This window comes from Streptomyces sp. NPDC046805 (assembly GCF_040645355.1).
Taxonomy (GTDB): Bacteria; Actinomycetota; Actinomycetes; order Streptomycetales; family Streptomycetaceae; genus Streptomyces.
The window spans coordinates 57,860-84,262 of sequence record NZ_JBEYYC010000036.1 but is presented as its reverse complement, the minus strand read 5'-3'; the positions used below and the strand labels follow the sequence as shown (position 1 = coordinate 84,262).

At 69.6% G+C, this 26,403-nt stretch carries 20 protein-coding genes and 1 pseudogene; 6 read left to right on the top strand and 15 right to left on the bottom strand.

All coding sequences use genetic code 11. The features are described from left to right. Window positions 1–3: 3 nt before the first annotated feature. A complete protein-coding gene (locus ABZ910_RS30940) occupies window positions 4–372 on the bottom strand; it encodes a VOC family protein (RefSeq protein ID WP_361371495.1) in 369 nt (122 codons plus the stop codon). On the opposite strand from ABZ910_RS30940, the gene ABZ910_RS30935 reads away from it, so the two are divergent. Further along, a complete protein-coding gene (locus ABZ910_RS30935; protein ID WP_361371493.1) occupies window positions 352–600 on the top strand; it encodes a hypothetical protein in 249 nt (82 codons plus the stop codon). The two genes, ABZ910_RS30940 and ABZ910_RS30935, sit on opposite strands and share 21 nt — an antisense overlap. A 29-nt stretch (window positions 601–629) precedes the next feature. Here the strand turns inward: ABZ910_RS30935 and ABZ910_RS30930 are convergent, their stop codons facing one another. The 5 genes from ABZ910_RS30930 to ABZ910_RS30910 all read right to left on the bottom strand — a co-directional run bounded on the left by ABZ910_RS30930 (window position 630) and on the right by ABZ910_RS30910 (window position 5,793). After that, entirely contained in the window at window positions 630–788 is a 159-nt protein-coding gene (locus ABZ910_RS30930; protein WP_361371490.1) for a hypothetical protein, read from the bottom strand. 121 nt (window positions 789–909) lie between these two features. Further along, window positions 910–2,607 (bottom strand): AMP-binding protein, encoded by a 1,698-nt coding sequence (locus ABZ910_RS30925; protein WP_361371487.1) that lies wholly within the window; start codon window positions 2,605–2,607, stop codon window positions 910–912. After that, the gene (locus ABZ910_RS30920) at window positions 2,604–3,557 is read right to left on the bottom strand and encodes a cyclase family protein (protein WP_361371484.1); all 954 of its coding nucleotides are present in this window, start codon (window positions 3,555–3,557) and stop codon (window positions 2,604–2,606) included. Before ABZ910_RS30920 ends, ABZ910_RS30925 begins: the two co-directional genes overlap by 4 nt. A 503-nt stretch (window positions 3,558–4,060) precedes the next feature. Next, on the bottom strand, window positions 4,061–5,077 hold the full coding sequence (locus ABZ910_RS30915) for an NADP-dependent oxidoreductase (RefSeq protein ID WP_361371481.1): 1,017 nt from the start codon (window positions 5,075–5,077) through the stop codon (window positions 4,061–4,063). 146 nt (window positions 5,078–5,223) lie between these two features. Then, complete coding sequence (locus ABZ910_RS30910; protein WP_361371478.1) at window positions 5,224–5,793, bottom strand: TetR/AcrR family transcriptional regulator; 570 nt, start codon at window positions 5,791–5,793, stop codon at window positions 5,224–5,226. Window positions 5,794–5,930: 137 nt separating this feature from the next. On the opposite strand from ABZ910_RS30910, the gene ABZ910_RS30905 reads away from it, so the two are divergent. Beyond that, window positions 5,931–7,220, top strand: coding sequence for an MFS transporter (locus ABZ910_RS30905; protein WP_361371475.1), 1,290 nt, complete (start codon window positions 5,931–5,933; stop codon window positions 7,218–7,220). Window positions 7,221–7,260: 40 nt separating this feature from the next. On the opposite strand, the gene ABZ910_RS30900 is transcribed toward ABZ910_RS30905, so the two are convergent. After that, entirely contained in the window at window positions 7,261–8,190 is a 930-nt protein-coding gene (locus ABZ910_RS30900) for a TetR family transcriptional regulator (protein ID WP_361371473.1), read from the bottom strand. 237 nt (window positions 8,191–8,427) lie between these two features. On the opposite strand from ABZ910_RS30900, the gene hchA reads away from it, so the two are divergent. Then, on the top strand, window positions 8,428–9,306 hold the full coding sequence (gene hchA / locus ABZ910_RS30895; protein WP_361371471.1) for a glyoxalase III HchA: 879 nt from the start codon (window positions 8,428–8,430) through the stop codon (window positions 9,304–9,306). Window positions 9,307–9,340: 34 nt separating this feature from the next. Here the strand turns inward: hchA and ABZ910_RS30890 are convergent, their stop codons facing one another. The 8 genes and pseudogenes from ABZ910_RS30890 to ABZ910_RS30855 all read right to left on the bottom strand — a co-directional run bounded on the left by ABZ910_RS30890 (window position 9,341) and on the right by ABZ910_RS30855 (window position 20,078). Then, window positions 9,341–10,258 carry an aminoglycoside phosphotransferase family protein gene (locus ABZ910_RS30890; RefSeq protein ID WP_361371468.1) on the bottom strand — a complete coding sequence of 306 codons (918 nt, stop codon included), beginning with the start codon at window positions 10,256–10,258 and terminating at the stop codon, window positions 9,341–9,343. 98 nt (window positions 10,259–10,356) lie between these two features. Then, window positions 10,357–10,509 (bottom strand): annotated as a pseudogene (locus tag ABZ910_RS30885) (porphobilinogen synthase); the annotation flags it as partial. A gap of 98 nt (window positions 10,510–10,607) precedes the next feature. Beyond that, window positions 10,608–12,755, bottom strand: coding sequence for an FUSC family protein (locus ABZ910_RS30880; RefSeq protein WP_361371465.1), 2,148 nt, complete (start codon window positions 12,753–12,755; stop codon window positions 10,608–10,610). 145 nt (window positions 12,756–12,900) lie between these two features. Continuing rightward, a complete protein-coding gene (locus tag ABZ910_RS30875; RefSeq protein WP_361371462.1) occupies window positions 12,901–13,752 on the bottom strand; it encodes a fumarylacetoacetate hydrolase family protein in 852 nt (283 codons plus the stop codon). Between the two features lie 35 nt (window positions 13,753–13,787). Next, window positions 13,788–16,730: an FAD-binding and (Fe-S)-binding domain-containing protein gene (locus tag ABZ910_RS30870; protein WP_361371459.1), complete on the bottom strand. Its 2,943-nt coding sequence runs from the start codon at window positions 16,728–16,730 to the stop codon at window positions 13,788–13,790. Between the two features lie 21 nt (window positions 16,731–16,751). Beyond that, the gene (locus tag ABZ910_RS30865; RefSeq protein ID WP_361371456.1) at window positions 16,752–17,498 is read right to left on the bottom strand and encodes an acetoacetate decarboxylase; all 747 of its coding nucleotides are present in this window, start codon (window positions 17,496–17,498) and stop codon (window positions 16,752–16,754) included. A 158-nt stretch (window positions 17,499–17,656) separates the two neighbouring features. Beyond that, window positions 17,657–19,177, bottom strand: a complete 1,521-nt coding sequence (locus tag ABZ910_RS30860; protein ID WP_361371453.1) for an NAD(P)/FAD-dependent oxidoreductase — start codon at window positions 19,175–19,177, stop codon at window positions 17,657–17,659. Between the two features lie 28 nt (window positions 19,178–19,205). Beyond that, a complete protein-coding gene (locus ABZ910_RS30855; RefSeq protein WP_361371450.1) occupies window positions 19,206–20,078 on the bottom strand; it encodes an alpha/beta hydrolase in 873 nt (290 codons plus the stop codon). Between the two features lie 230 nt (window positions 20,079–20,308). Here ABZ910_RS30855 and ABZ910_RS30850 point away from each other — a divergent pair, with 230 nt between their 5' ends. The 3 genes from ABZ910_RS30850 to ABZ910_RS30840 all read left to right on the top strand — a co-directional run bounded on the left by ABZ910_RS30850 (window position 20,309) and on the right by ABZ910_RS30840 (window position 26,403). Further along, the gene (locus ABZ910_RS30850; protein ID WP_361371447.1) at window positions 20,309–21,082 is read left to right on the top strand and encodes an IclR family transcriptional regulator; all 774 of its coding nucleotides are present in this window, start codon (window positions 20,309–20,311) and stop codon (window positions 21,080–21,082) included. 665 nt (window positions 21,083–21,747) lie between these two features. Continuing rightward, window positions 21,748–26,007 (top strand): FtsK/SpoIIIE domain-containing protein, encoded by a 4,260-nt coding sequence (locus tag ABZ910_RS30845; RefSeq protein ID WP_361371445.1) that lies wholly within the window; start codon window positions 21,748–21,750, stop codon window positions 26,005–26,007. Window positions 26,008–26,115: 108 nt separating this feature from the next. Next, window positions 26,116–26,403 carry a hypothetical protein gene (locus ABZ910_RS30840; RefSeq protein ID WP_361371442.1) on the top strand — a complete coding sequence of 96 codons (288 nt, stop codon included), beginning with the start codon at window positions 26,116–26,118 and terminating at the stop codon, window positions 26,401–26,403.

Genomic DNA, 26,403 nt, shown 5'->3' with positions numbered 1-26,403 from the left:
TGGTCACGGAGTCCGGGTGAGGATCTCCATGTTGTGTCCGTCCGGGTCACTGAAGTAGAGGCCCCGGCCGCCCCAGCGGTGGTTGAGCTCGCCCGGGGCGCGGTGACCCGGATCAGCCCAGTAGGTCAGGCCCGAGGCCTGGATCCGGGCGAAGGCGGCATCGAACTCTTCGTCGCCGACCAGGAAGGCGTAGTGCTGCGGCCGGACCTCGGTCAGCGTCAAGTAGTCGAGCGTGACGGCGTTGTCGAGCACGACCGGCGTGAAGGGACCGAACGGCTCGCCCACCTCCCTGCCGAGGATCCCGGCCAGGAACCGGGCCGAGGCATGCTTGTCGCGTGCTCCGACGATGGTGTGGTTGAGTTCGACGCTCATGGTCACCGAGCCTCCCCGGCCCAGGAGCCGGAGATCCTCGGCCAGACGCTCGGGCGCCGGTTCCGCCTGGTCGAACCTTCCCTGGCGGAGGCCGAGGCAGGGCTGCTGCCACGCGACGTCGCCGTCGCCTTCGACCGACGGCTGCGCACGGGGCTGACCGAGGCGGAGGTCCAGCAGTTCGAGGACGTACTGGCCAGACTGCGGAACAACGTCACCCCGGACGCTTAGGGGTTGGCCCAGTCCTCAGAGGGCGTGTGTCAGGAGCCCAATGTCTGGATGCAGCACAGCTGAGCCGGGCCACCAACTGCGTCGAAGTCGGTCAGGCCGCCTTGCACGATCAGTTCGTCGGCCTGCGCGGGGTGCCCGCAGATCTGGAGGTTGACGCCGGGGCCGTTGAGACGCTGTGCCGCAGCCATGCGTTCCAGGGTCCTGGGCGTCCAACTCGTGTGGCCTGCCGCGTGATTGCCTCGCCGGTGCTGCTGTGGCCAGAAACGGTGCTGCCGGCGTTGGACCACTCCAACGCCGACAGCGGGCAGGTCAGTTGGGGGCCGCGTCCCTGTTCTGGGGTGGCGTATGTCCCTCGTTCCGCAGTTCCCGGCGGAGGATTTTGCCCGTCGCCGTCTTGGGCAGTTCGTCCAGCACCTCGATCGTGCGGGGGTACTTGTAGGCCGCCATCTGGTTCTTGCAGTACGCCACCAACGCCTCGGGGGTCGCGTCAGCACCGGGTTTGAGGGAGACGAACGCCTTCACGGTCTCGCCCCGATAGCTGTCGGGGACGCCGACGACAGCTGCCTCACGCACCGCAGGGTGGCCGTAGAGGACGTCCTCCACTTCCCGGGGCCACACCTTGTACCCGGACGCGTTGATCATGTCCTTCTTCCGGTCGACCAGGTAGAACCAGCCCTCGGCGTCCATGAAACCGACGTCACCGGTGCGCAGTTCGCCGCCGGGCAGTGACTCGGCCGTGGCCTCCGGCTTGTTCCAGTAGCCCGGGACCACCTGGGGGCCGGAGGTGACGATCTCGCCGATCTCGCCGACGGGCAGCTCCTTGCCGTCCGCGTCGACGATCCGTACGACGGTGTTGAACACCGGCACGCCGACCGAGAGGGCCCCGGAGGAGGGGTCGACCGGTGCACGGGTGTTCAACGGCACCGCGTGGGACGGCGAGTTGGTCTCGGTGAGGCCGTAGACGTTGTGGATGTACAGGCCGGTGCGCGCCTCGAACTCCTCAGTGACGGCCGGGGCGATCGGCGCGCCCCCCGAGTAGACCATCCGCAGCGAGGAGAAGTCCTCCCTGGTGACACCGTCGACTCCGGCGAGACTGATGAACACGGTGATCGCACCGACGGTGAACGTGGGACGGTGCTCGCGGATGGCGTCCATGACCACCTCCGGATGGAACCGGTGGGCAATCACCAGCGGGCACGGCAGCAGCAGGGCGACGCCGAGATGGCCGATCAGCCCGGTGATGTGAAACAACGGCGCCACGCCCAGCACGCTGTCCGACGGAGTCAGCCCCATCCAGTCCCGGTACGTCTGGATGTTGAACGCCATGTTGCCGTGCGTGTTCATCGCGCCCTTGGGCACACCCGTCGTCCCCGACGTGTACGTGAGGACGGCGACATCCTCAGGCCTCGGGGGCTCCGAATCGGACCTGCGGCCGGCGTACTCCTTCAGGAGCTCGGTCAGATCGAGCGTGTCCGGGTGACGCACGCGGGTGGCTCCGGCGAACAGTCTGGGGTCGTCGCGGGTCTGCCCGTCCAACGGTGAGCACGTGATCACGGTGGTGACGCGTGTGCCCCCGTCGGCAATTACGTCCCGGGCCACCGTCGCGTACAGCTCATCGAGGCACAGCAGCGCGGTGGCGCCGGAGTCGGCCAGCAAATAGGCCAGTTCGCGCGCCTTGTTCATCGGATTCACCAAGACCGCGCTGCCGCCCGCCTTCCACGCGGCCACCAGACCGATCACGAACGCCGGGTTGTTCTGGGTGTAGACGGCGAGACGGTCACCCCGCGCGAAGCCGTGCTCGGCCAGCGCCACCGCCAACGCGTCGGAGGCGGCGTCCAGTTCGGCGAAGGTGAGGACGCCGTCGAAGTACCGGACGACCTCCGTCTCGGGCCCACGGGCGACCGACGCCCGGAACATCTCCAGCACAGTCCCGCACTCGGGTGTGATGTCGGCGGGCAGACCGTCCGCGTAACGCGCCAGCCATGGCCGCTGCGTGTACGCGCTCACTTGATCACCACCGGGTTGACCGGCGAGCCGCTGGCCCGGTTCACCTTGAGCGGGGCCGCGGTGTAGAGGAAGGTGTACTGGCCGTCCTCCGCGCAGCTCGCCGCCAGTTTCTCCAGGTCGCAGATCTCGGTGAAGACAACGCCCAGGTTGCGCATGAGCGCGCAGTGCAGCGGCAGGGCGACCCCGCTGTCGGGGTCGTACGTCACCTCGTTGGCGATGGTGTCGGTGACGAGGTTGGGGATCTCCCGCTCCTGGAACCAGCGCAGCAGTTCCGGGCTGTGGACGAGGCCGGGCTCGCAGAAGCCGTCGTAGAAGTCGTCGCCCTGGTCGAAGAAGAGCTTCAGGAAGTTGGTGCGGATGACGAGGATGTCGTGCCGCTCGATCGTGACGCCCTGATGCTTGGCGCAGGCTTCGAGGTCCTCGTGGGAGAAGGTTTCACCCTTGTCGAGGTTCTCCTTGCCGCGGAAGCGCGCCATGTCGAGCAGCACGCCCCGGCCTGCCACTCCGCGCTCGGCGATCGGAGCGACGCTGGCCCTGTTCAGGCCGCCGACCGTGGTGCGGGCGTCGTAGCCGTTCCAGATCTTGCCGCCGTACCAGACATGCCCCAGCGCGTCGTACTGCGTGGACCCTTGCAGGAAGGTGTCGAGCTTGTCGTCGGCGTAGTGCAGTCCACCGGGAAAGGCGGGGGCGCCGTCGCCGTCCCAACTGGACTCGTCCAGAATCATGGTCCGTTGGGCGGGTGAGCGGCCCGGCCAGACGGGGTCTCCCTTCGGGTCGCCGATCAGCCTCTGCAGGGTGAACACGGAGCCCGTTTTGATGTGGGCGACCCCGCGCAGGACCTCCTGGGCGGTGAGGTAGTTCAGGGCGCCGACCTCGTCCTGCTCTCCCCACTTGCCCCAGTTGGTCGGTGCAGTGCGGAGGAGTTCTTCCATGCTGGGAGCCTCGGGCATCGACGTGCCTCCTGTCTCGTCATGGACACGGACCGATCGCTCGCTCGGTCCACGTCGCGAACGGACGTCACTGTCACATGACACTGTGGGCACGATCAATAGGGCTGACGTCGGGACTTCGACGCTCGTCGCAGTGTTCAGAATTACTGAACAGTGCAGGGTGCGACGGGCCGCACCACCGGAGCGCGGGTCACCCGGTGGTCGGGGGCCGGTTCCCGCTCGCGAGGTCGGAGACGGGTTCCCATCGCCGCCAGTCCCGCAGGCGGTCGGCGTACATCACGCCCGAAGGTGTCGACAATTCTGGGGCCGAAGGCGACGCGCCGTGGCGGATGCGGCGCGTCGACCAGTTCCAGCACGGCCGGGCCGGCGCGGCGACGGTGCCGCCGAAGGGCGAACACTCTGCCGAAGCCTCGTGATGCACCGGTGATGAACCATGTTCTGGCTGTCACAGCGTCGCCCTTCCGTGACGCCGCCGGCACCGACCGGAACCCTTTCGCCGACCGTCAGATGGTGACGAGCATCTTTCCGATGTTCTCGCCCTTGAGCATGCCGAGGAAGGCGTCCGGGGCATGGCGCAGGCCGTCGACCACGGTCTGGGACTCACGCAGGCGGCCGTCGCGCAGCCAGGTGCCGACCTCGTGGAGGAAGTCGGGCATGCGATGCATGCTGTCGCTGACGATGAAGCCCTTCATGCCCAGTCGCTTGGTGACGACCTGGAAGAGGTTGCGCGGCGCTGCCGGCGGCTCGGAGGCGTTGTACTGGGCGATGGCGCCGCACCCGGCGATGCGGCCGTTGTTGTTGAGCACCTCGATCGCGGCCTCCAGGTGATCGCCTCCCACGTTGTCGAAATAGACGTCGATTCCGTCCGGGGCGGCCGCCTTGAGCTGCTCCATGACCGGGCCGTCCTTGTAGTTGAACGCTGCGTCGAAGCCCAGGTCCTCTACGAGGTAGCGGACCTTCTCCGCCGAACCGGCGCTGCCGATGACCCGAGGAGCACCGCGCAGCTTGGCCATCTGACCCACCAGCGAGCCCACCGCTCCGGCCGCCCCGGAGACGAACACCGTGTCGCGAGGCGTGAAGGCGGCGATATCGAAGAGTCCGACGTAGGCGGTGAGACCGATCATGCCCAGCACGCCCAGATACGCCGGCAGCGGAGCGAGGTCGGGCGACACCGCCCTGGCCTTGTCGGCGTCGACCAGCGCGTACTCGCGCCAACCGAGGGGGTGTACGACCTTCTGTCCGACCTCGAAGTTCTCGGAACCGCTGGCGACGACCTCGCCGACGGCGGCGCCCTCGAGCGCCTTGCCCACTTCGAAGGGCGGCACGTAGGACTTGCCCGCGTTCATCCGCCCGCGCATGTAGGGGTCGACGCTCATGACCTCGTTGCGCACCAGGAGTTGCCCCGGGCCAGGTCGGCCGACGGGAGCCTCGACGTAGTCGAAGTTCTCCGGAGTCGGCCACCCTTGCGGCCGGGACGCCAACCGCACCTCGAAGGCCGTGTTCGGCAACGTCTGCTGCATCACTCAACCGTCCAATCTCCAGGGCTGGAGAGGGCCACGCTGCGGAGCCAGCCGCACTATGGCAAAGATGTTTGCTTTAGAATGTGAGATTAACGGCGTGAGCCAGTAAAAGCAAACCTCTTCGACCTAAGGACCTCGCTCCTCGCTCAGCGGCCGGAGAGGAGTTCGTCCACCAGCCCTCGGACGCAAGCGGCGTCCGTCGGCTCGACGCCGAACAGGACGCGGAAGTGCAGGGGCGCGAGGACGTGGTCCATGACCTGTCCGGTCGTCGGACGACCCTCACCTCGAACCCGGGCACGCTCCAGGATCAGGTCGACCTGGTCGGCCCGCTTGCGCAGGCAGCGATCACGGACCTCGCCTTCCGCGGTGGCGTTGATGACGGTGCGCAGCGAGGCGTATCCCTCGGGCGAGCTGATGTGGTCGAGCAGCTCCTCAGCCCAGAGCACCAGGTCCTCGCGGAGGTTTCCGGTGTCCTGGGGTACGGACTCCGGTGCGAGGCGAGTCTCGGCGACCGACGCGAGGAGCTGGTGCACATCGCCCCAACGCCGGTAGATGCTCGTCGGGTTGACGCCCGCACGCGTGGCGATCGCGGGGATCGAGACGTTCTCGGGACCGCGCTCACAGATCAACTCGGTCGCGGCCTGCTGGACCGCGGCAAGAACGCGGGCGCTGCGCCCGCCCGGCCGGCTCGCTGTGCGCTGCTCTGCAGGGGTCATGGAATCAATCATATAGCAACGATGTTTGCTTTAGCCATGACCTCGATGCTAGCGTAATTAAGGCAAAGATCTTTGCCATAGTGCCGCTGTGACGGCTCCCCCTCCCCCGCTCCGATGCCAGAGAGACATCCCTTGAGATGACCAGTTCCCTCCATGCCCCGTCCCAGGGCCAGGCCCCCTCCCGGCGCGAGCGCCGGATGCTCCCCCGCACCGCCGCGTTCTGGCTGCTGGGCGCCATCCAGCTGTTCCTGCTGGCAGCCGCCAGCGCCCCCTCCCCGCTCTACCCCGTCTACCAGGCCCACTGGGGCTTCTCCGCGACCGCCGTCACGGTCGTGTTCGCCCTGTACGCCTTCGGACTGCTCCTCGCCCTCCTCGTCGTGGGCGCCCTGTCCGACCACATAGGCCGCCGCCCCGTCCTGATCCTGTCCATGCTCGTGGAGGCGGGATCGATGGTCGTCTTCATCGCCGCCGACGGACTCGGCTGGCTCATGGTCGCCCGCGCTGTGCAGGGCCTGGCCACCGGTGCCGCCACCGGCGCCGTCAGCGCCGGGCTCGTCGATCTCCAGCCCAAGCACAGCCCCCGTCTCGGAGCGACCGTCAACGGCGTCGCCACCACCCTCGGCCTCGCCGCCGGAGCCCTGGGATCAGGACTCCTGGTCCAGTTCGCCCCCGCGCCCACCACGCTCATCTACGTCCTGATCATCGCGGCGTTCGCCGTCACGACGGTCGGCGTCCTCGTGATGCCCGAGACGGCCGCCCGCCGTCCCGGTGCGCTCGCCTCACTGCGCCCCCGCATGTCGGTCCCCCACCGGCTTCGCCCGCACTTCCTGATCAGCACTCCCAGCCTCATCGCCCTGTGGGCGCTGGGCGGGTTCCACCTGTCCCTCGGTCCCGCGCTCACCACCTCGGTCCTCCACGTCCACAACCACGTCGCCTCGGGCATCGTGATCAGCATCCTCACCACGAGCGGCGCCCTCGGCTCCTTCACACTGCGCAACCAGCAGCCCCGCCGCGTCCTGCACATCGGATCGCTGGTCCTGGCCACCGGCATGGTCATCACCCTGATCGGCGTCGCAGCCGGCGTCCCCGCCGCCTACCTCATCGGCACCGCCATCGCCGGCTACGGATACGGCGCGTCCTTCCTCGGCGCCTTCGGCACCCTCGCCCCGCACGCCGCCCCCGAGGAGCGCGCCTCGCTCTTCTCGACCATCTACATCGTCAGCTACCTGGCGTTCAGCCTCCCCGCCATCGCCGCGGGCATCGCATCCAGCGCCTTCGGGCTGCGTACCACCGCCATCGGTTACGCCGCTGCGCTCATCGCCCTCTCCGGGGCCGTGCTCGTCGCCCTGACCGCGCAGGGGCGGCGCGCAGCCGTCGAGTTGCAACAGGAGGCGGAGGAAGCGATGGCCGTCGCCTCGCAGAGGTGAGCACGAGCACAGCGGAGCGCTCCCGGAGCGCTCACCCCGATCAGTCGCGCCGCTCTTCGCGGTGACCGAGCAGATCCAGAGCGAAGCGCGCGTACTCGGCGGCCATCTGCTCGGGGGTCCGCGGCCCACCGGCACGGAACCACTGCGGCAACGACGTGCACATGGTGGAAATGGCGCGCGCCCCGTCGCGCGGATGAGCGGTCGCGAGGCTTCCCTCCCGTACGCCCTCGTCGATCTCGTGGTCGAGGATGTACTGCAGGTCATTGCGCAGGCCCGCGATACGCCTCCGGTTGGCCGGTTCCAGGCTGCGCATCTCGCTGGAGCCGATGAAGGCCAACTCGCGCCGGTGGGTGTGGAAGAGAGCCATGGACTCGACGATCAGCGCGACGCGCTCGGTCGGCGTGGCCCCTTCGTCCCGGGCCGCGGGCACCCGCCAAAGGAGTTCCGTCATGGCCAGGTCCAATATCGTCGCCAGCAGGTCCTGCTTGCTGCTGTAGTGGTGATAGACCCCGGGAACGCTCATGCCGGCACGGTGGGCGATCGTACGGACGGTCGCCCCGTGATAGCCGGTCTCGACGAAGACGGCGATGGCGGCGGAGAGGACCGGATCGATCCGCAGCGGAGCGAAGTGCCGCCAGCCTTGACCTCGGTCCGCGCTCAGGGCGGATCGGGTGGTGGCCGGATGAGGCGGCTGGACCGTTGTGGCAGGGGCCGGAGCGGCCCGGTCGCTCGCCACATCCCGGTCGATCAACTCAGCGGCCGTGATCTGGAGCGCGCTCGCGATGGCCTGCAGCCGGCTCACGGACACCTGTGTCCTGCCCGTTTCGATCGCGCTGACCGTGGCGGCGCTGACCCCGATCCGGCGGGCGAGCTCCCGCAGCGAGACACCGCCGGCCGACCTGACCTCACGAATGGCCCGCCCGAGCCGAGCGGGAGGCGTCGCCCGGGGCTCTCGCGTATCCGCACCCACGCTGTTCAGCCTAGCTGAACACACCCTCGTGGAGCGCCCGGCCGGTTGGCAAGATCCACCTGCCGGGTCGTTTCAGTCGAGTTAGCCTCATCTCGGACATTCTGAAAGAGTCGGCCGATGTCGCCCCTGCTCGTCCCCCTCGGTGGTGCCCCCAATCGAGTCCATCGAGTTCAGCGAACCGAGCCCATCGAACGGCCGCTGCCGAGACTTCAGCCATCATGAAAGCAGGTCGTCAGCATGTCATCTGCCACGGACGATTTGAGCAGGACCCCGACGCCGGATCCGGCCGAGGACAACGCGTACTTCCCGTCGCCGTATTCGCTGAGCCAGTACACCGCCCCGAAGACCAACTTCGACGGAGTGCGGCACAAGGGCGCGTACACCGGGGACAAGAAGGTGCTCATGATCGCGGCCGCGGAGCGCTACGTTCTGACGCAGAACGGAAAGATGTTCTCCACCGGCAATCATCCGGTCGAGATGCTGCTTCCGGCTCACCACTTGATGGAGGCGGGCTTCGACGTCGATGTCGCCACCGTGGGGGGCTATCCGGCGAAGCTGGAACTGTGGGCCATGCCGGAAGAGGACGAAGCGGTGATGGCCACGTACGAGGCCCTCAAGCCGAAGCTGAAGGCGCCCAAGGACCTCGCCGACGTCGTCGCCGACGATCTCGGTGAAGATTCGGATTACGCCGCCGTCTTCATTCCGGGCGGACACGGTGCCGTGGTCGGCCTGCCGACCAGTGAGGACGTCACGAAGACGCTCGACTGGGCTCTGGGCAACGACAAGTTCGTCATCACCTTGTGCCACGGGCCGGCCTCGCTCCTGGCCGCCTCGTTGGGCAAGGAGGAGTCGCCGTTCAAGGGCTACGAGGTCTGTGTCTTCCCGGACTCCCTCGACGAGGGGCCCAACCTCGACATCGGCTACCTCCCCGGCCGCTTGCAGTGGCTCGTCGCCGGCCTGCTGCGAGAGCAGGGAGTGAACGTCATCAACGACGACATGACCGGCAAGACACACCGGGACCGCAAGCTCCTCACGGGCGACAGCCCCCTCGCCTCCAACAGCCTCGGCCTGCTCGCAGCCGACGCGCTCGTCGAAGAGCTTCAGACCAAGGGCTGAGGAGCTCACATTCACCTGCCGCCGGAATGCCTGATCACTGGTGGACCGTTGCGGTGAGGCGTTGCAGTGCGGCGTGGGCGGGTGGCCCCCAGGTGGGCTTGCCTCCGGGACGGCCGTGGACGCCGGCGTCTCCGATGTGGATGCCGCTGAGGGCGCGCAGCACCGCCCAGCCGCGGGCGCGGCGTAGGGTCGCGGCGTCCGGGCTTGGCTGGTAGGTCTCGTGGAAGCGGTCGACGGCGCCGTCCGGCAGCAGGATCCAAGCGGCGGCGAGGTCGCAGGCCGGGTCGCCGGCGAAGAGGTCGCCGAAGTCGATCACGCCGGAGAAGATGCCATCCGTGGTCAGGATGTTGGCTGGATGCAGGTCGCCGTGGAGCCAGAGACGTGGGCCTGCCCACTCGGGCGCAGCGGCAGCGTCTTCCCAGATCGCGCGGACGGCGTCCGGGTCGCGAATCAGCCCCAGTTCGACGGCCGAGGCGAGTCCTTGGGTGAAGCGTTCGGCGGTCTCGGCCAGCGGTCCCCCGCGGTCTCGGCCTGCCGGCGCCCCGTCGGGGGCGGGGCGGTGAAGAGCGGTCAGGAAGGCGGCCAGGGTGACGGCCGCCTCCTCGGCGCGCGTGGCGGGGGCACGGTCGGCGGGCTCGCCCGGTACCCAGGTGGTGACGAGCCAGGGCCGCGGAAACCGCTCGGAGGGGTCACCAAGACGCTGCGGGACGGGGATCTGCAGAGGAAGGTCCGGGGGGAGGAGGGGCAGCCAGGCGTGTTCCTTGCGCAGGAGCGCGTCCGCGGACTGCGTCGCCCAGGGCAACCGGACGGCGAGGTCGTCGCCGAGCCGCCACACTTGGTTGTCCCAGCCGAGCGCTCCGAGCCTCAGGGGGCGATCCGCCAGGTCGGGATGCTGCTCGCGCAGCAGATCCCGGATCAAGTCCTCCGTGATGTCCAACTCGGTGGCCGTCATGCGGAGGAACAGTAGCTCGGTAGTGGACCTCAGCGAGGGAGCAGGCTCTGCGCGGCCTCGGTCGCCCAGTACGTGAGGATGAGGTTCACGTCCGCGCGGTAGAAGGCGGAGCCGTACTTCGCCGTGTACGCCAGGACCGAGACGCCCCACCGTCCCGCGCCGTCCGACGCCTCGTGGATGAGACCGACTTGGCCGTCCATCATGCCGCTCGGGGCCACGGCGTGCACGCCGGCGTCGGCCTGGGCCCGAGACGGGGACGGGTTCACGCGTGTCCTCATGGACGAAGACCGGGAGGATCAACTCGATGTCGGTGCCGCCTGCGTCCGGCGCGCAGCGAACCGCCGTCTCTCTAGCGCCACCAGGGCCGGTGTTGAAGGCTCGCCAGATGCCCCACGGGCTCGGCCAGACGCCCGGCCTGCTGATCGAGATAGCCGAGGTGCTGTGCGACCCATCGGGTACGCACCGGCTCCACGCCGGAGTCGCCGTCGAGGGGCGGCATTTGACGCAGCGGCGTGGGCGGTCGAGCGGGCAGGGGGTGCTCGGCCGGGTCGGCGAGGTGGTCCGCGAGGCGCGTGTAGAAGTCGGTCAGGGCTGCCGCATGGCGCACGAGCCTGCGGCACTCGGGGTCCGGGGAGGGCTCCACCGGCTCCAGTTCCTCCAGAGCCCGTACGGTGAGGCGCAGCCTGACCCCTCCGGCAACCAGGAGCCAGAAGTCCTGCTTGTCCATCCGCTTCGACCCCGGCTCGGCGAGATACGCCCTGAGCGCGTCGTGCAGCCGCGAGGCGACCGCGAAGATCTCGGTCGAGGACTGCCCCGGATCGGCGCGCAGCCCCAGGGCGTACTCGACGGCCCTGGTCAGATGAGCGGCGCCGATGCGCAGCGTGTCGGCCATGTTGTCGCGTACGACCGTCCCCGCGCCACGGGGCCAGACGAGCACCCCGGCCACCAGGGCGACGCCGGTACCGATGAGAATGTCCTGTAGCCGCACCAGGCTCAGTTGCCACCCCGCCGGTGCCAGCAGGTTGAACAGCACCAGGACGAGCACGCTGAAGGCCGCCTGGTTCACCACCTCGGGAACCATGCCACGGGCGTACGCGGCGACGAAGACGGCCACGGGCAGCGCCACCCAGGAGGCCTCGTGGGACGTACCGATGGCCACGAGCAGCGCCGCGCCGACCGCCACGCCTACGACCGTGCCGCCGACGGTGCTCAGCGCCACGGCGCCCGTCGACTGCGCGCTGGTGCGCAGCACCGAGAGGGTGCCGAGGAGAACCCAGAACCCGCTCTGGACCCCGGTGAGATGGACCACGGCGACCGCCGTCGACAGCGCGACGGCCATCCGTAGGGCGTTGAGGAACCACACAGATCGCAAACTGGCGTTGCGCAGAACGACCGTGACCAGAGCGGCCGCCGTGACAGGGCGACCGCGCAGCCGGTCCCTGCTGCCCCTGTCGAGCCAGACACGGCGGCGGACGACACGAGCACGCGGCGTCGGCGGCCGGGCGGCGAACCGCACGTCGTTGGCCATCCTGAGGACGGCCGCGGAGATCGCCAGCGCGTAGAAGAGGACGGTGGTGCGGTCGGCGTGACCGTCGTGCTCCTCCTCGATCCGGTGCAGACGGGCAAGCGTTGCCGCGCGGCCTTGTTCGAGATCGGTGAGGTCGTACGCGGGGTCGGCGCCGTCGAGCGCGGAGGCCACCTCGCGCAGCGTCCGGGCACACTCGTCGAACAGCGCGCGTTCGGACGGTGCGGCCCGGATCAGGTCGCTGCAGCGCCGTACGCCGTCCAGAACGAGCCCCGCGCACCACTCCAGCTGCCCCACGACGTCCGTCATGGCTTGGTCGACGGTCGCGATCCGGCCGGGTTGGTTCGGCGTGGAGATGAAGGCCTTCAACATGCCTTCCAGGGCGTCGACGGCTTCGCGGCTCGAAGCCGCGGCGTCGACGGTGTCGGCTGTGTCGGCGGTTCGGGTGCCGAGAGCGGCCGAGATGTGGTCCGCGAGGGCGCGGGCCGCGTCGGCACACGCGCCCCGCAGACGAAGCTGGGGCGTGGCCGGTGGCACGAGCAACAGCACGAGGAGACCGCCCCCCACGGACGCCAGCCACCAGCCTTCGAGCCGGGGGAGCAGGACGCTCGTGGGGGCGGGGGTCGCCGCGGCGAGGACGTAGGCCAGCAGGGCCGCGAAGGCCCCCGAAGCGTTGTTGGGGCCGGCGATGCCCGCGAAGTAGGACACGAAGGCCACGGGCAGCGTGACGAGCGAGGCCACGAGCGTGGAAGTGCTGACTACCGTGCCCACCACCAGCAGGACGCTGCCCATCACCGCGAGGCCGAGATGGCCGACCGCCCGGTGGTGGCGCGTACCGCGGAACGAGGCGACCACGGTCGTGGCGAAGCCGCCGAACGCCGCGAACAGCGCCATCGGCCGGGAACCGAGGACTTCGAGCGACAGCCAGAGGCCGCCTGGAACGATCACGGCCGCGAGTACGGCACGCGTCATGGCCTCCCCCGACCATGTGGGGAGCCAGGCGGGCCAGTTCACCCGTGGCAGCCGCCAACGGCTCGGTCGAGGGCAGTGACCATCACGGGAATCTGACGACGACGTTCGTGCCACGTGCTCACCGTAGGCGCACGAGGGGTGCCGGTCAGGGCTCGGACGCGCCCACGAGCGGGGTGCGGAGTCGGCCGAGCCCTTCGATCTCGCTGACGAGGGTGCTTCCCGCCGTCAGATACCGCGGGGGTGTGCGGCCCATGCCGACGCCCGCGGGGGTGCCGGTGAAGATGATGTCGCCCGGCAGGAGTGTGCATATCGCCGACAGGCGTTCGACGAGTTCGGGGACGGAGAAGACCAGGTCGCCGGTGCGGCCTTGTTGCAGCACATCACCGTCGACGGAGCAGCCGATCGCCAGGTCGTCGGGCTGGTCCAGCTCGTCGGGCGTCACGACGGCGGGGCCGATGGGGGCAAAACCGGGATACGACTTGCCGAGTGAGAACTGCTGGGGCGGCGGGCCCGACAGCTGCACGGTTCGCTCGGACAGATCCTGTCCGACGGTGAGTCCGGCGACGTGGTCCCATCCGTGGCCCTCGGCGACATGGTGCGCACGGCGGCCGATCACCACGACCAGCTCGACCTCCCAGTCCACGGTGCCGCTGGGGAGTTCGACGGTCGCGCGAGGGCCGGTGATACAGCTGGGGAACTTGGTGAAGACCGATGGCGCATCGGGGAGTGCCAGACCGGTTTCCGCAGCGTGATCTCGGTAGTTGAGCCCGATCGCGAAGACCTGGCGCGGCTGGGGAACCGGCGGCCCGAGCAGGTTCTCGTCGAAGGGCTCGGCATCGTCTTCGTTCACCGACGCGGCCCAGCGTGTGAGCTCGTCCCAATTCTCGTACGCCGCGCCCGGGTCCGAGGGAAGACGGCCGCCGCTGGCCCGTCCCACGTCGAGGGCCCGGTCGCCGTAGAGCAAGGACAGCCGGCCGGCGACGTTCGCGACGCGCATGATGTTCTCCCTCATCGGTGGGACGGGGCTGCGTGCTACGACTCCCCGCCGGTCGACCGGTTGAGGGGACGTATCGCCGCGGCGAGCACCTCGGCGAGGTGGCGCGGGTCGCGGTCGGCGAGCCCCTGAGCGATCTGGGTACGGCAGCTGAAGCCGTCGGCCAGCACCAGCGCATCCTGCGGAGCGCTGCGCAGGGCCGGGAACAGGACACGCTCCGCGCAAGCCATCGACACCTCGTAATGGCCCTTCTCGAAGCCGAAGTTGCCGGCCAGACCGCAGCAGCCCGAGTCGAGCACATCAGCGTCGATGCCCGATCGGCGCATCAGTTCCCTGTCCGCGTCGAAACCCATGATCGCGTGCTGGTGGCAGTGCGTCTGTACGACCGCCGGCTGGTTCACCCGGGGCGGGGTCCACCCAGACAGCGGCCCGTCACGGGTGAGCAGCTCGGACAGGGTCACGGTCAGGTTCTGCAGACGCTGGACCTGCTCGTCGTTCGGAAAGAGGTCACGTGCGTCCGAGCGGAACACCGCCGTGCAGGAGGGCTCCAGACCGACGACGGGGGTCTCCGCCTCTATCCAGGGCTGAAGCACCCGCAGCGTTCGGCGCAGCATCCGCTGGGCGGTCTTGAGTTGGCCGGTGGAGATCCACGTCAGACCGCAGCAGACGGGTCGGTCGGGTACCGCGACCCGGTATCCGGCGTCCTCCAGCAGCAGCACCGCCGCTTGTGCGACCTGCGGTTGGAAGTAATTGGTGAAGCTGTCCGGCCAGAGCACGACGGCGCCCTGCCGACCGGGCACGGGCTCGGTGACGCGGCGAGCGCGCCACCAGTCCTGGAACGTCTGCGTCGCGAACTCGGGTGGCTGCCGCTCGGGTGCGATACCGCCCAGTCTCTTGGCGAGGTCGGCGACGCCGCGGGTACGCATGGCGGTGTTGACCAGCTGCGGCGCGACCTGCACGAGCCGGGACACCACCGGCAGCCAGCCCATCGAGTAGTGCGCCGCGGGGCGCAGCCGGCCTGCGTAGTGATGGGAGAGGAACTCGGCCTTGTAGGTGGCCATGTCCACACTGACCGGGCAGTCGGATTTGCAGCCCTTGCAGGACAGGCACAGGTCCAGGGCGTTCTTGACCGCCTCCGAGCGCCAGCCGTCGCGAACGGCGGAGTCGTCGTGCCCCTGCATCATCTCGAACAGCAGACGCGACCGTCCCCGTGTGGAGTGCTCCTCTTCGCGGGTGACCATGTAGGAGGGGCACATCACGCCGCCCGTACTCGTGCGGCACCTGCCGATGCCCATGCACCGTGAGACGGCCGTCGTGAAGTCGCCCCGGTCGTCGGGGAATCGGAACGAGGTCTCGGGGTGTGCCGGACGGTAGTCCGGACTGATCCTGAGGTGCTCGTCGACCCGGTCCGGCGACACGATGATGCCGGGGTTCATCCGGTGGTACGGATCGAAGATCGCCTTGAGTTCGGAGAACGCCCGCACGATGTCCTCGCCGAACATGTGCTCAAGCAGTTCGCTGCGGGAGCGTCCGTCGCCGTGCTCACCGGAGACCGACCCTCCGTAGTAGGCCACTATGTCGGCCGCCGCGAACATGAATTCCCGCATCTGCCGAAGGCCGGAGGGGGTCCTCAGCCGGAACGGGCTGAGGGTGTGCACACAGCCGTGACCGAAGTGGCCGAAGAGCGCGGGGCGTTCGTACCCGCTTTCCTCATAGAGGGCGAACAGATCGCGGAGGTACTCGCCGAGCCGGTCGGGTGGGACCGCGGAGTCCTCCCAGCCGTTCCAGCCTTCCGGCAGATCGCCGGGCGGCCGGTAGGCGGCGCCGAACCCCGCCTCGCGCGCCATGAGGATCTTCGCCATCTGCGCCGGTCCGCGGGCGACGGTCACGTCGGGGTCATCGGGCGTCTTACCGAGTCCTGCCATCAGCCGGTCCAGCTCGGCGTTGGCCTCGTCCGGCGTGGAGGCACCGACCTGAACCATCAGCCAGCCGTAACCGGCCGGGAACAGGGTCAGGTTGTCCAGGTACATGTGCTGCGGGCGCATCAGGTCCGTCAGTTCACCGCTGAAGCCTTCCAACATCACGGGATCGCAGTGCTCCAGGACCTCGGGCACGGCCGAGGCGGCCTGAACGATGTCGGGGAAGCCGAACACGACGAGCGTGCGGGCCTCGGGGACGGGAACGAGCTCCAGCTCCGCCCGGAGCACCGCCACCAGGGTCCCTTCGCTGCCCACCAGCATCCGGGCGACGTCGAAGCCGTGCTCCGGCAGCAACCAGTCGAGGTTGTAGCCCGAGACACGGCGCGGGATGTCCGGGAACCGTCGCCGGACTTCGTCCGCACAGCGATCGCGCAGTTCGAGAAGTCGCCGGTACACCTCAGCACGGCGTCCGCCCTCCCCCACGATCTCGGCGAGTTCGCTGTCCGACGTCGGCCCGACCCAGGCACGCATTCCGTCGTACGTATGCACGTCCAGACGGCGCACGTTGTCGGCGGTCTTGCCGTACTTCTGTGCCGTGGCGCCGCAGGAGTTGTTCCCGATCATGCCGCCCAGCGAGCACTGCCCGTGCGAGCCGGGCTGCGGACCGAACTGCAGTCCATACCGCTTCAGTTGAGCGTTGAGATCGTCGAGTACGATGCCCGGCTCGACGACACAGGTGCGCGCCTCGGTGTCCACCGAGATCAGCCGGTTGCAGTACTTCGTCCAGTCGATCACCACCGCGGCATTGGTGGTCTGTCCCGACAGGGTCGTCCCTCCGCCGCGGGACAGCAGCGGGACATCAAACTGCCGGCACACTCTGATCGCTTGCGCCGCCGCCTCCACTGTGCGAGGCACGACGACACCGAGCGGCACCAGCCGGTAGTTCGAGGCATCCGTGGAATAGGCGGCACGCGAGCCCTCGTCGAACCGGATCTCCCCGTCGACCTCGGCCCGCAACCGCTCCTCCAGCGCCCCGATGTCGATGTGCGACACGCTCGCCATGCAGCATGCTCCCCTCACCCGCTACGCCAGGTAGTCGTGGACCACTTCTCCCCATTGGAGAGTGACGTCGGAGACCGTGTGGGTGACGGAGAGGATCTCCCGCACCGGCAGCTCCGCGAGCGGGGCGAGCGCATGCGGGAAAAGCTCCAGTGTTCCGGGCCCGGTATAGGCGTCCTTGACCGTCACGTTCTCGTAGGCGAACCGGACGAGTTCGAGAATTCTCGGCTTTCCGTCCACGTGCGGAATGATTTTGAGGACGACGCCCGGCGCGCCGGCGGCCTCTTTCGCCTTCTCCCGGTCCATTTCCTCGTAGCCGTAGCCCATGGTCGCCCTCGCCACGAGGCTTCCGCCGTACTCCAGGGTGCCGAGGAGTGTGTCGTTCACCAGACGCAGCATGGGCTGGCCGTACTTCTTGGGGAGTCCCAGAATTTCGCGGCCGTCCATGATCGCGGCGACACTCTCCGCGTACATCGAGGGGCGGAACAGGATCTGCTCGCCGTCGAGTTCGGTTCTGATGCTCTGGGCGACCTCGTAGTAGTCGCCCAGCTTGGGCGCTCTCATGAACAGAAAGGCGATGCTGACGACGGGCTCGGTGACCGTGAGCGGTTCGGGAACCAGAGCGGCGACCTTGTCCAGGTCGGAGCGATAGGTCACGGTGAGTGAAGCCCGGTCGAGGAACGTGTCGGGAAAAGGCGGGTAAGCGGGACTGTGGAAAGGCATCGCGAAAGCCCGCTTCACCACATCCTGGGCAGGGATATTGTTCGCCATCGCGTCTCCCCGTCGACCGAATGCCCCTCATCAAAGCTAGGCCGGGTCCTGTGAGCGGGCAACTCGTGCTCCCCGCACAAGCCGCGAGCCCCGGACTGGTTCGGCCGAGGCCGGCGGCGCCCGCAGGGTACGGACGCCGCCCGTGGCTCACGGCGCGATCACACCGCCGCGAGGCTGCCCGCTGCCGTGTACGGCGCCGGGTCGAACGTGCCGTTCCGGTAGCGGAAGGCGTGCGCGAAGTCCGGCCAGACCAGGGTCAGGCGCCCGCTGCGCTGGTCGACGTACCAGCTCTTGCAGCCGTTCCCGACCCACACCGTGCCGGCGGTGCGTTCCTGAAGCTCCGTCACATAGCGCTGCTGGGCCTCGGCGGAGACCTCCAGGACGGCGTCACCGTGTACCTCGCTCCAGTCGAGGGCGCCGAGGACGTAGTCGACCTGCGTCTCGATCATGTAGACCAGCGAGTTGTGGGTGAGGCCCGTGTTGGGTCCGTTGATGATGAAGAGGTTGGGGAAACCGGTGACCGTCGTCGACGCGAAGGCCTCCATTCCCTGCGCCCAGTGGTCCGCCAGGGAGCGGCCGTCCGAACCGTGCACGAGGCGGGCGTAGGGCGGCTCGGTGGTCTCGAACCCGGTGCAGAAGATCAGCACGTCGAACTCGAAGACGCTGCCGTCCGCGGATACGGCCTTGTCGCCCTCCACGCGGGCCAGTGCGGAGGCCTCCAGGGTGACGTTGTCCCGGGTCAGCGCCGGGTAGTAGGTGTCGGAGATCAGGACGCGCTTGCAGCCGAACTCGTAGTCGGGCGTCAGCTTGGCGCGCAGCTCGGGGTCCGCGACCTGCCGCTGGAGGTGTCGCAGCGCCTCTGTCTTGTCCTCGGCGAGGTAGTTGGGAACGGCCCTGCGCGCCGCGTACCCGGACTCGTTGGTCCAGAACAGCTCCGCGCGGTGGCCGGGGATCGCCTCCGGATCACGGCGGAACGTCCGCTTCTCCGTATCGGAGTACGCGCGGTCCGGGCGCGGCTTGATGTACTGCGCGCTGCGCTGGAAGACGACCAGTTCCGAGGCGACCTCGGCGAGCTCGGGGACGAGCTGGATGGCGGATGCCCCGGAGCCGACGATGCCGACCCGCTTGCCCTCCAGAGACACGTCCTGCCTCCAGCGGGCCGAGTGGAACACCTCGCCGCTGAAGTCCGCCAGGCCGGGGATCGAGGGGAGGCTCTCGTCGGCGAGGTGTCCCGTGCCGGTCACGAGGAAACGCCCGGTGAAGATGCCCTTGGACGTGGTGACCGTCCAGCGCTGCGTGGTGCTGTCCCACCGCGCCTCCTCGACGTTGGCGCCGAACCGGATGTGGGGCATCAGCCCTTCTTCCCGGGCGGTCGCGCGCAGGTACTCCTGGATCTCCGGCCCAGGGGAGAAGATACGCGACCAGTCGGGGTTCGGCCGGAACGAGAAGGAGTAGATGTGCGAGGGGATGTCGCAGGCGGCGCCGGGATAGGTGTTGTCCCGCCAGGTGCCGCCGACGTCGTCGGCGCGCTCCAGCAGGACGAAGGAGTCCCGGCCATGGCGCTTGAGCTGTGCGCCCATGCCGAGACCGGCGAAACCGGTGCCGATGACGACGATGTCGACGTCGGTGTGAGAGTTGCCGGCGGTGCGGGCGTCCTGCGGGGTGGTGCTTGCGGTCATGTGCGTTCTCCGTCTCTGGTCCTGGCTCTTACGGGCGTGCCGTGGGGACGATGGCTCCGGCGGCGTGCCGCGACGGCTCCTCGATGAACTGGTCGATGACCTGGACGAGTTGGGCGGGGCGTTCGGCGACCACCGCATGGCCCGACTCGATCTCCGTGTAGCGGGCGTCGGGGATCGAGCCGAACAGCGCCTTGCTGTGCCGCTTCGGCACCATCTGGTCGTGCGTGCAGCCGATGACGAGGGTCGTGGCCTTGATGGCGGGGACCAGGTCGGAGATGTCGATCGCCCGGTTCAGTTCCATCTGGAGGTCGCCGAAGCCGTTCGGGCCGAAGGCCGCGAAGGCGGGCGCGAGCTCCTCGAAGGTGCGCGCCGCGAGGAACGGGCCGCCGAAGGCGCAGAAGGCCATGTACTCACTGAGCGCGGAGGAGCCCTCCTCGCGCAACCGCCGCCACACCTTGTTACGGAGCTCCTGCTGGGTGTCGGTCTTCATCCAACCGGCCACCAGGACGAGGTTCCGCACCAGCTCGCTGTGGCGCGCCGCGACCGTGGCCGCGACGACGGCGCCCAGTGAGTACCCGACGAGCGTGACGGCACGCCCGGGAAGCACTTCCTCGATGACCGCGGCGACCTGCGCTTCCAGGTGCTCCAGCGTGAGCGTGCCGCCCGTCGGTACCGGCTGGGCGAAGTCGAGCGCCACGACGCGCTGCCGCGCGGCCAGCAGGGGGAAGGCGAAGCCGTAGTGCGCCTTGGTGCTGCCGCCGGTCCCGTGCACGAGCACGATCGGGTCGCGGTCGTGCTCCCCGGCCACGTACTCCGGGGAGGAGTCGAAGTAACGCACCTCGACCCCATCGACGGCGACAGTCCCTTGGACGACTCCGGCTGCCAGCTCGACTCGGCTCATAGCGGCTCCTCCGTGTTCTACGGAATACGTACAGGAAAATGAAGTCCATTAAATGGACTCGGCAACCATTCAGATCGTGTATTCGATAAGACGTCTAGCGTGCGTCGATGTCAAGAGGTGTAAAGTACAGGGAGACCGGCGAACAGCAGAGGGAATGAGAAAGTCCATTAAACGGACTTTGAATTTTCGGACAGGATGCCCTCAGCACAGGGGCGGCAGCGGGAGGCCTCATGAAACCGGAAAAGACGCAAGTGGTCGCCCGCGTGGCCACGATCCTCAGCACGGTGGCCCGGCACGGTCCTCAGGGTGCGCGACTGCTCGACCTCGCCCATGAGACGGGCATCGCACGGCCCACCGTGCACCGCATCCTCCAGGAGCTGGTCGACACCGGCTTCGTCGAGCAGCGGCTGGGCAAGCGGTACGGACTCGGACCGGCCCTGTACATGCTCGGGCTCAACGCGCCCTCACCGGTTCACGATCTCGCCGGCATCGAGAAGACGGCCCGCCGCCTGGCCGAGGAGACCGACGACACCGTCTACGTCGCCATCCGGCGGCCGGACGGCGTGCACTATCTGCTGCGCACCGAGGGGTCGTACCCGATCCGCGCCCATTTCGTGGAGGCGGGCGAGACCGTTCCGTTGGGAGTCACCTACGCCGGTATCGCCCTGCTGTCCTGGCACGCGCCGGAGGCGGTGGACGCGCAGTTGCTGGTGCATGAGCCGCTGCGGCGCCTGATGGGAGCGGACGCCCTGGACGGCGACCTCGTCGCCGCGGCGGTCCGCCGGCAGATCGCCGAGATCCACGAGCGCGGCTACTGCTTCGACCGGGACACCGTGATGCCGGGTGTGTCCGGCATGGCGGCTCCGATCCCCTCGAAGTCCTCGGACCCGTACATGGCCGTCACCATCACGGCGATCAACGACCGGCTCACCCCTCAGCGCGTGCGCGAGCTGGCGCCTCTGCTACTGACCGCGGCCCAGGACATCGCGGAGTTCATCCGGTAGCCGGCGCCGGGCCTCCGGCAAGGCGATCTGCTGGCGTTGTCGTTCAGCGCGTTCCGCTGAGAGTTGAGTCCTGTGCTGGACTCAGCCGCATCCGACGCTGTCTCGACGCCGACCGGCTCCGCGGCGACTCCATCGACATCGCACACGTGTCCTCGCCTTGACCCAGGGTCTGACGCTGGCCGAGGCCGCACGGCGACTGTGCTCCGCCGAGACCTCCATTGACTGGCGTTGGGACCTCGCCATCCGTCCCTCATCGCAGGTTTCGGGTCATCCGCCGCCTGATCGGCCATTCAGCGCTTCGGTGGGGTGGGACGCCGCTGCGACCAACGCCGGCCGCAGCGCCAGAGAGGTGGGAGAGGCGTCCGGTTCGCGGGTGGACCCGGACCGCCGGGCCGACGGCACGAACAGTTCGATCCGACGAACGTGCTGGTCCGCCGATGCATCACACGTCTTACGCGTGCCACAGGACAGCACTTTACTGATCTGTCGCGCCCTGCCTACCGGCGGGACCATCAAACACCGTAGAGGCACGACCCGTTGCCGTGTCTCGCCCCTCATTGCATACGGAGTCAATGACTCTGCACGCGCGGTCAATGCCCCTAACCTCGCCATGCGGCAGGCTCGACCCGCCGGTGGTGTACGCGCGGAGGGTGGAGGCAGGCGCGGTGCGGATCGTCTATGGCGATGGGGTGTCCGAGCGGGAGTTGGAGCTGCGTGTCGGGCGACCCGATGCCACGCTGGCCGACCTGGCGTCCGCCCTCGGTGTGTCCGCGACCGGGCTGAGCGTCGATGGACGAGTGGCGCCGCCGGAGACCGTGTTGAACGAGTCGGGCCTCGTCCAGGGAGCGCGGGTCGCCGGTGCCGGCGGGGCGGCGAAGGCCGCCGGACCGCGCAGGCCGGCCGCCGTGCTGCGGGTGGTCGGCGGACTTGAGGCCGGGCGAAGTGTGGCACTCCCGGCGGGGCGGACGGTTCTCGGGCGCGGCGCCGAGGCGGACGTACGGGTCGTGGCCAGTGGCGTGTCCCGGCTGCATGCCGCGCTCGACGTGGCCGCCGACGGGCGGGTGCGGATCACGGATCTCGGGTCGGCCAACGGTACGGACGTCGGGGGCGAGCGGGTCCGCGGGGCCGGGGTTCCGGTCCACGCCGACGACCTGGTCTCGCTCGGCGGCGAGGTGTTGCTGCGCGTGCTGCCGCCGGACCGGCTCGGGGCCGTCCAGCACGTCAACCCGCTCAGAGAGGTCAGCCCGGGCGGCACGCTGCCCTTCAATCGGGCGCCGCGCGGCGGGCGTTCGGCCGACCCGCCGCGGATCGTAGTACCGAACGCGCCACGACGCTCGGAGAAGGCGCCGTTCAGCATCGCCAGCATGCTCGGGCCGCTGGCGATGGCCGCCGGGATCGTCGCTCTCACCCACGACATCCGGTACGCGGCCATCGCGGCGCTGACGCCGCTGATGTTCCTGGGCAACTTCGTCGAGGAGCGGATGCGCGGCCGTTCCACGCTGCGGCGCGGCATGCGCGATCACGCCGTACGGCTCACGGAGTTCGAGCGGCAGGTGACGGACCGGCGGGCGGCGGAGATCCGCACGCGTCGCACCGCGCACCCCGACCCGGCCGAGGTGGTGCACCGCGCGACGGCGCCCGGGGTCGCACTGTGGGAGCGGCGCCCCGGCGCGCCGGACTTCCTGCGGGTCGTGGTCGGGTACGCCGACCTGCCGTGGACACCGCCGCTGAACGACGGCTCGACCGAGCCGCCCGCCCCGCAGGCCGCCGACATCCTGGCGTCGTACTCCGTCCTGCCCCAGGTGCCCGCCGTGGCCGGGGTCGGCGCGGGCGAGGCGGTGGGGTTCGAGGGGGACCGGCGTACGTGCCTGGCGGTCGCGCGCTCCGTGCTGTGTCAGGCCGTCACCGGCAGCGGCCCGGCGGACGTGACGGTCGCGGTGTTCGCCGACGACGACCGGATCGCGGACTGGGACTGGACGAAGTGGCTGCCGCACGGCGCGGACGCCCCGTCGGGTACGGCCCGGCTGGTGGCCGTCGGTCCGGATCAGGCCGACTCGCTGGCGCGCGCGCTGAGTTCCGCCGCGGCGGAGCAGGCGGAGCCTGACAGGGATGCGGAGAACAACGGTCACGGGCCCGTTCTGCTGGTGGTCGTGGACGGTGCCACGCTGCTCGAAGGCCGTCCGTGCCCGTTGCGGGACCTGCTCGCCGGGTACGGGCACGGCGGCGCCTCCTCCGTGCGGTGCGGGGGCATCGTCCTCACCGACCGGCTGCCGGCCCTGTGCACCACGGTGGTCACCGCACCCGGCGACGGCATCGGGCGCGTACGCGACGTGGCCTCCGGCGAGGTCGTCTCGCACGTCCTGCTCGGCGGCATGCCAGAGGCGGCGGCGCGCGCCACCGCGCGGGCGCTGGCCCGGTTCGAGGATCCCGAACTGCGCGTGGAGGGCGCCGGGTTGCCCGACCGCGTCTCGCTGCTGCCGCTGCTCGACCTGGACGACGTGAGCGGAGCGGCGGTCGCCGACGGCTGGCGGAAGCGGGCGTCGGCGCTGCGGGTACGGGCGGTGCTCGGGGTGAGCGAACGGGACCTGTTCAGCGTGGACTTGGACGACGACGGGCCGCACGCCCTGATCGCGGGCACCACCGGGTCCGGCAAGAGCGAGCTGCTGCGGACCCTCATCGCCGGTATGGCGGTCGACGCCGACCCCGAGCATCTGACCTTCGTCCTGGTCGACTACAAGGGCGGTGGCGCGCTGGACGAGTGCGCCCGACTGCCGCACACCGTGGGCCTGGTGACGGACCTGGACGAGCAGCTCGGCGAACGCGCCCTGCGCTGCCTGGAGGCCGAGATCCACCACCGGGAGCGCCTGCTGCGCGAGGTCGGCCTCAGCCACATCCGCGACTACCAGCGGATGCGAGACACCGGGCACGGCGATCTGGAGCCGATGCCCCGACTGGCCGTCGTCATCGACGAGTTCGCGACTCTGGTCAAGGCACTGCCGGACTTCGTGGACGCGCTGGTGAGCATCGCCCAGCGCGGTCGCAGCCTCGGCGTCCACCTGATCATGGCCACGCAGCGGCCCGCCGGGTCGGTGAGTGACGCCATCAAGAACAACGTGAAGCTGCGCATCGCGCTGCGTCTGGAGTCGACCGGTGACTCGCTGGACGTGATCGACAGCCCGGCGTCGGCCGGGATCGGCAGCCGCCAGTGGGGGCGGGCGTACTACCGGCTCAGCGCTCGCGAGGTACTGCCGGTGCAGACGGCACTGTCCACCGGGGTCACCCCGCAGGCGGCGGTGACCGCGCCGGTGACGGTGGTGCCGTTCGCCCTGGGTCTCCCGGACGGAGGTCCGGACCGTACGCGGGAGGAGGGCGGCGAGACGGACCTGCGGCGGCTGGTCGCGGCCGCACGCGAGGCGTCCCGGCTGGTGGACTTCGCCCCGCCCCGCCGCCCCTGGCCCGACCCGCTGCCCCCGGTGATCCGTACCGCCGACCTGCCCGCGACGGCCGAGCGCGGCCTGCACACCGAGGCCGCCGGGCTGCCCTCCTGGGCACTGGCCGACGACCCCGACCGGCAGCGGCAGTACGCCGTGGGCTGGGACCCGGGGGCCGGGAACGTCCTCGTCTACGGCGCCGGCGGCTCCGGCACCACCAGCGCGCTGGCCGCGCTCGCACTCGCGGGGGCGGGCGCATCCCCGCCGGACCAACTGCACCTGTTCGCCCTCGACATGGGCGCGGGCGGCCTCGCCCCGCTGGCCGAACTCCCCCACAGCGGCGCCCACATCGGGGCCGCCGAGCGCGAGCGCCAGGTCCGGCTGATCAGGCTGCTGCGCCGGGAGCTGGACGCCCGCAAGGCCCGCGTCCAGGCCGAATCCCCCCAGTGGCTGGTGCTGTTGGACAACCTCGGTGCGCTGCTGTCGGACCTCGACAAGGACATGTCGGGGATGAATCTGATCGACGAGCTGGCCCGGGTCTACGCCGACGGGCCGGCCGTCGGGATACGGTTCGCGGTCACCGCCGACCGGTCGGGTGCGGTGCCGTCGGCGTGGTCGGCGCTCACCCAGGCCAAGCTGCTGATGAGGCTGGCCGACCCGGGCGAGTACGGGTACTTCGACGTGCCGCGCACGGCGGTTCCGACGTACGTACCGGGCCGCGCGCTCGTCACCGCCAACCGGCAGGTGGTCCAACTGGCCTGGCCCGGTGACGACCTGGAAACGGCGGTGGCCGGGGTTGCCGCCCGCTGGGCGGGCGCGCCCGCCACCGTCCCGAGCGTCGGCCTGCTCCCCACGGAGCTCCCGCTCACCGCCCTCACCGACCCGGCGATGGCGGACGGCGACCCCTGGCAGCTCCCCGTCGGCCTGGACGCGGCCACCCTGGGCTGCGCCTGGCTGCGGCTGTACGAGCACGAGCACGCCCTGATCGCCGGCCCGCAGCGCTCCGGCCGCTCCACGGCCCTGTGCACCCTGGCCCGCCTGGTGGCAGCGGCCGAATCCCCGCCCGCCGTGGTGGCGTTCGCGCCGCGCCGCTCCCCGCTGCGCGACCTGCCGCCGGGCACGGCGACGATCGTCCTCTCGTACGACACCCTGCAGGAGACACTCGCCGAGTGCCCCGGCCCCACCCTGCTGCTTGTCGACGACGCCGACACGGTGGAGGACGAACTCGGTGTCCTACAAAGCTGGTTGGCCGCGGTCACCCCCGGCCGCCATCTCATCGCGGCCGGCCGTGCCGACGCCCTGCGCCGTCTGTACGGCCACTGGACCCAGCCCGCCCGTGACAGCCGCTGCGGCATCCTGCTCTCCCCCGACCACGACCTCGACGGCGACCTGCTCTCCACCGAACTGCCCCGCCACGACCGGCTGGCCGCCGTGCCCGGACGCGGGTACCTCGTCACCGACGGCGTCGCCGGCGGCGTACAACTGGCCAAGTGACATACAGACGTTGCACGCAATGCAAACCCCTGTGCGCCCGAGGTCAATGACAGCGGAAGCCCCGGCGCCGAAGAATCTCCTTGTGCGCTGCATAGGGGGAATCGGCTGATGTCACGCGAGTACGACTTCGGTGCCGCCGACCGGCTCAGCAAGCAGCTGTCTCAACTCGTGGCGAAGCTGGACTGGTTCATCTGGCTTCGTACGACCCAGCGCCAGAGTCTCCTGGGCTCCCCGCACAGCGACAACTGGCAGGGGGCCAAGCGCGGACAGTTCGAGGACGAGTACGCCCGCCAACAGGCCGCGTTCGCCGGTCTCAAGGACGCCGCGCGCTCGCTGCAGGCGAGGGTGAACAGCGCTACCGAAGCGGCCCGCGCGGATCAGAAGAACGGGGAGTAG

Coding starts and splice junctions, on each gene's coding strand:
- ABZ910_RS30940 (WP_361371495.1), bottom strand. CDS start 372: ATGAGCGTCGAACTCAACCACACCATCGTCGGAGCACGCGACAAGCAT.
- ABZ910_RS30930 (WP_361371490.1), bottom strand. CDS start 788: ATGGCTGCGGCACAGCGTCTCAACGGCCCCGGCGTCAACCTCCAGATC.
- ABZ910_RS30920 (WP_361371484.1), bottom strand. CDS start 3,557: ATGCCCGAGGCTCCCAGCATGGAAGAACTCCTCCGCACTGCACCGACC.
- ABZ910_RS30915 (WP_361371481.1), bottom strand. CDS start 5,077: ATGCAGCAGACGTTGCCGAACACGGCCTTCGAGGTGCGGTTGGCGTCC.
- ABZ910_RS30910 (WP_361371478.1), bottom strand. CDS start 5,793: ATGACCCCTGCAGAGCAGCGCACAGCGAGCCGGCCGGGCGGGCGCAGC.
- ABZ910_RS30905 (WP_361371475.1), top strand. CDS start 5,931: ATGACCAGTTCCCTCCATGCCCCGTCCCAGGGCCAGGCCCCCTCCCGG.
- hchA (WP_361371471.1), top strand. CDS start 8,428: ATGTCATCTGCCACGGACGATTTGAGCAGGACCCCGACGCCGGATCCG.
- ABZ910_RS30890 (WP_361371468.1), bottom strand. CDS start 10,258: ATGACGGCCACCGAGTTGGACATCACGGAGGACTTGATCCGGGATCTG.
- ABZ910_RS30880 (WP_361371465.1), bottom strand. CDS start 12,755: ATGACGCGTGCCGTACTCGCGGCCGTGATCGTTCCAGGCGGCCTCTGG.
- ABZ910_RS30875 (WP_361371462.1), bottom strand. CDS start 13,752: ATGCGCGTCGCGAACGTCGCCGGCCGGCTGTCCTTGCTCTACGGCGAC.
- ABZ910_RS30870 (WP_361371459.1), bottom strand. CDS start 16,730: ATGGCGAGCGTGTCGCACATCGACATCGGGGCGCTGGAGGAGCGGTTG.
- ABZ910_RS30865 (WP_361371456.1), bottom strand. CDS start 17,498: ATGGCGAACAATATCCCTGCCCAGGATGTGGTGAAGCGGGCTTTCGCG.
- ABZ910_RS30860 (WP_361371453.1), bottom strand. CDS start 19,177: ATGACCGCAAGCACCACCCCGCAGGACGCCCGCACCGCCGGCAACTCT.
- ABZ910_RS30855 (WP_361371450.1), bottom strand. CDS start 20,078: ATGAGCCGAGTCGAGCTGGCAGCCGGAGTCGTCCAAGGGACTGTCGCC.
- ABZ910_RS30850 (WP_361371447.1), top strand. CDS start 20,309: ATGAAACCGGAAAAGACGCAAGTGGTCGCCCGCGTGGCCACGATCCTC.
- ABZ910_RS30840 (WP_361371442.1), top strand. CDS start 26,116: ATGTCACGCGAGTACGACTTCGGTGCCGCCGACCGGCTCAGCAAGCAG.